A 4,107-nucleotide genomic window follows, 5' to 3' on the forward strand; every position below is an offset into this window, starting at 1 on the left:
CGCCAGCGCGGCGGCGGCGGCCACCTGCGCCACCCGGCCCACCGGCACCACGCCTTCAAGTGAACAACCGAAGGCGGTGGCGACCGCCGCATCGATGCGCATGGGCCGCGGCTGCGCCCGCGCCCAATCGACGATGGACGCCAGCACGTCCACCTGCGCGTCGGTGCCCTTGCCCACGTTGGCGCGGCTATGCGTGTCGCTGACCGAAACGGGAAACGACAGCGCGTGCGCGCCGGCCTCGTAGGCAGCGATGGCGCCCTTGAGATTGCATACCAGCGCGACCACGGTCAGGCCGTCGATCTTCAGGACTTCGGGCAGGACGGCGCCGGTGTCGGCCATCTGCGGCACCAGCCGCGGCGAAACAAAGCTGCCCGCCTCGATCTCGCGCAGGCCGGCGTCGGCCAGTTGCCGGATCCAGCGCAGCTTGTCGGCTGCGGACATCATGCCCTTGGCCATTTGCAGCCCGTCGCGCGGACCCACTTCGCAAAGCCTGATTTCCTGGTTCATGTGCTGTCCTGTCCTGTTCTTGCCCAAGCCTACTGCTGCACCACGATGCCCGCGCTCTCGATGGTCTGGCGCGCCTTGCCGATGTCCGATTGGATCAGCGCGGCGAACTGCTCGGTGGATACCGGATCGGTTTCCAACCCTTGCGACGCCAGCGCCTCCTGCACGTCCTTGCGCGCCAGCAGCTTGTTGAAGTCGCTGTTCAGGCGCGACACGATGGCCGGCGGCGTCTTGGCCGGAGCCAGCACGCCGTAATAGGTCACCACGCTGAAATCCTTGTAGCCCAGCTCCGCCACTGTCGGCACTTCCGGCAGCGCCGGGTTGCGCTTGGGCGAGGTCACCGCCAGCGCGCGCACCTTGCCGGACTTGATGAGCGTGGCCGCCGACGAGATCGAGGAACCCGCGAACTGCAGGTGCCCGCCCATCAGGTCCGCCAGCGCAGGCGCCGAGCCCTTGTACGGCACGTGCTGCATCTTGAAGCCGGCCGCATGCTGCAGCATTTCGATGGCGATGTGCACGCCGCCGCCCGTGCCCGAGGTGCCGTAGGAGATCGAGTTGGGATCTTTCTTGGCGGCAGCTATCACTTCGGGCAGCGTCTTGTACGGCGAGTTCTCCGATACCAGCAGCACCATCGGCGTGGTGGCCACCAGCGCCACCGGCGCCAGGTCCTTGACCGGGTCGTAAGCCACCTTCATCAGCAGCGGAATCAGGGTGACGTTGTCGGACTGGCCGATCACCAGGTCATAGCCCTGGGCCGGCGAACGCGCAGCCTCCGCCAAGCCCAGCGCCGTGCCCGCGCCCGGCTTGTTCTCGGGGATGACGGACCAGCCGTTGAGTTCATGCAGCTTGGTGCTCATCAAGCGCCCGATGTAGTCGGTGCCTCCGCCTGGCGTGGACGGGATGATGATGCGGATGGGCTTGTTGGGGTAGTCCTGGGCGTGTGCGACACAGGCGGCGGCCAATGCGGCCACCGCGAACAGTTTGCGGATCATCTTGTCTCCTCTTTGATGGAAGTCGTGGCGGTCTGCGCCGCCTCGACCGATAGCGGGCGTTAAAGCCCCTTCATGCAATGACTCCGGCAGTGCGCAGAGCCTCGATGCGCGCGGCATCCCAGCCCAGCCCCTGCAGGATGGCCTGCGTATCGCCGCCCTGCCGCGGCGGATCGGAACGCTTGCCGGCCTTCAAGCCATCGAACTCGATGGGCAGCGCTGCCGCGGATATCTCCCCGCCATCCGGCAGCCTGGTCTTCAGCAGCGCGCCTCCGGCATTCAGGTGCGCGTCGTCCAGCAAGTCGTGCGGCTGGCGTATCGGGCCATATGACAGGCCAGCGGCTTCCAATGCCGCGCAAAGCTCGTCGGTCTTCCAGGTCTTCAGAATCTCGCCCACGCCCGGCACCAGCCAGGGACGCGCCGCCTCGCGGTCGACGGCGGTAGCCAGGCGCGGATCCGCGGCCCACTCGGGCGGCAGGAATTTCTGGGCGAAGTTGCGCCACTGCGCATCGCCGACGACGGCAACGAACACCCGTCCGTCCGAGGTCTCGAACACGTCGTACACGCCCCAGGGCGGCCGGCGTTCCGCGCCCATGGGCTTGGGCGCCGCGCCCGTCAGCTGGAACTGGGCGATGAACTGCGCGACCAGCAGCAGGTTGTTCTCGAACAGGCCGGAGCGCACGTGCCGGCCGCGCCCGGTGGCATGGCGGTCGTGCAGCGCCGCCAGCGCGCCCACCACGCCGAAGGTGCCGCCCAGGATGTCGTTGACCGAGGCCGCGACGCGCTGCGGCGTATCCGCCCCCCCATTGATATAAGCCAGCCCACCCATCATCTGCACCACTTCATCGAGCGCGGTGCGCTGTTTGTAGGGGCCGGACAGAAAGCCCTTGAGCGAGATGTAGATCAACCCGGGGTTTTCTGCTGACAGCGACTCGTAGTCCAGCCCGTACTGAGCCAGGCTGCCGTCGCGGAAATTCTCCACCACCATATCGGCCTGCAAGGCCAGCTGGCGCACCACGGCCTGCCCTTCACTGGTCTTCAGATCGATCGCCAGACTCTGCTTGTTGCGGTTGAAGACCGGAAAATAGCCGCTGCCCGAGCCCTTCAGCCGGCGCGTGCGGTCGCCTTCTATCGGTTCCACCTTGATGACTTCAGCGCCCAGGTCCGCCAGCGCCAGTCCGGCCGCCGGGCCCATGATCATGTGGGAAAGCTCCAGCACCTTGATGCCGCGCAGCGGCAATTCGGTGTGGTCCATGAAGAGTGAAGCCGGTGTTGCAGCCATCTGCATATCCTTGCGCCTGACGCGATGAAGAACGGGCGGCGGGCCAAGCCTATGCATGCCGCCGCCCCTATCCCTGCATCATCAGCGGCAAGCCGGGCCAGCGGGTAGCGGTCTTTCAGCACCGGGGCATTCTCGTTTGGGAACGTCCGGGAAAGCCCTGAGCCCTGCGGGAATCAGGCGGCGGTGCCTGCGTCGGCCACGCCCAGATGCGCCAGCAGCACACGGGCGGCAGGCGGCAACGCCTCCAGTCCCAGCACGGCAATGCACAAGGAAGTGCTGGACCATGCACCGGAAAGCGGAATGAAGCGGATGTCCAGATTGGCGTGGCGCGCCTTGAGATACATAGGCACCACGGCCACCCCCATGCCGCGCGCCACCAGCATGCAAATGGTTTCATGCGAGCTGACCCGCGCGCTGATGCGCCGCGCCACGCCCGTGTCCTGCGCCGCTTGTTGGAACACCGCGCTGATGCCGTTGTCGCGGTTCAACTCGATCTGCTCGAAAGGCAAGAGCTGGGCGTAATCCAGCGTCTCGCGATCAGCCAGCAAATGCTGTCCAGGCACCACCGCCGCCAGGTCGCAGCGGCCGCAAGCAAAGACCTGCAAACCATCATGGCCGAAGTCGGAACCCACGGCCACGTCGGCTTGGCCGTCCAGCACCGCGCGGAACACCTCCTGGGTGGTGCCCTCTTCCAGGGAGATATCGATCTGGGGATAAGCGCGGCGGAAAGACTGGATCTGCGCCGGCAGTTCGCCGGACAGGGCCGCCACGCTGACCGCCAGCCGGATGCTGCCGCGCACACCGGTGGCAAAGCCCGCCATCTCGCGGCGCATGCGGTCCATGCTTTGCAGCACCATGCGCACATGCGTGGCCAGGGCATTGCCCGCCGGCGTGGGCTGCACGCCCTTGACGCCGCGTTCCAGCAGCGGCACCCCGAAGGCGTCCTCCATCTCCGACATGCGCTTGCTGACGGCGGAAGGCACGATGTTCTCGCGGGCGGCGGCGCGCGCCAAGCTGCCTTCTTCCAACGCCGCCAGGAACAGGCGCAAGGAGACGGGATCGATATCGCGGAGATGTGGCGCAGGGGGCTGGACGGGTTTCATGCCCGGAAGTGTCGTGCTTTGCGCCCGCCCAGGGATCGGGGTTTTCCCGGTAACATCCGCACTCCCAACGCTCATGCGGCTTTCTCGCGCCGCCACCGCCGCCCATGCAATGCCCCCGCTGCAACTGGCAGAATCCGGCCTCCAATACCCTGTGCTTCAGCTGCAACGCGCCGCTGCCCGCCCCAGCCGCGGCCGCGCCTGCCGCGAAGACGGCGAAAGCCGCCAAGCC

Annotated in this window: 3 protein-coding genes and 1 pseudogene; all 4 read right to left on the reverse strand. The window is 67.0% G+C overall.

What is annotated here, in order from left to right; translation table 11 throughout:
* A pseudogene (locus VIR09_RS12080) lies at window positions 1-507 on the reverse strand (hydroxymethylglutaryl-CoA lyase); the annotation flags it as partial.
* Window positions 508-536: 29 nt separating this feature from the next.
* The gene (locus VIR09_RS12085; RefSeq protein WP_332013091.1) at window positions 537-1,496 is read right to left on the reverse strand and encodes a tripartite tricarboxylate transporter substrate binding protein; all 960 of its coding nucleotides are present in this window, start codon (window positions 1,494-1,496) and stop codon (window positions 537-539) included.
* A 70-nt stretch (window positions 1,497-1,566) separates the two neighbouring features.
* Window positions 1,567-2,775, reverse strand: a complete 1,209-nt coding sequence (locus VIR09_RS12090; protein ID WP_332013092.1) for a CaiB/BaiF CoA-transferase family protein — start codon at window positions 2,773-2,775, stop codon at window positions 1,567-1,569.
* A 173-nt stretch (window positions 2,776-2,948) separates the two neighbouring features.
* Window positions 2,949-3,878 carry a LysR family transcriptional regulator gene (locus VIR09_RS12095; protein ID WP_332013093.1) on the reverse strand — a complete coding sequence of 310 codons (930 nt, stop codon included), beginning with the start codon at window positions 3,876-3,878 and terminating at the stop codon, window positions 2,949-2,951.
* Window positions 3,879-4,107 lie beyond the last annotated feature (229 nt).

Source organism: Achromobacter sp. (genome assembly GCF_036567245.1).
Lineage (GTDB): Bacteria > Pseudomonadota > Gammaproteobacteria > Burkholderiales > Burkholderiaceae_B > Achromobacter.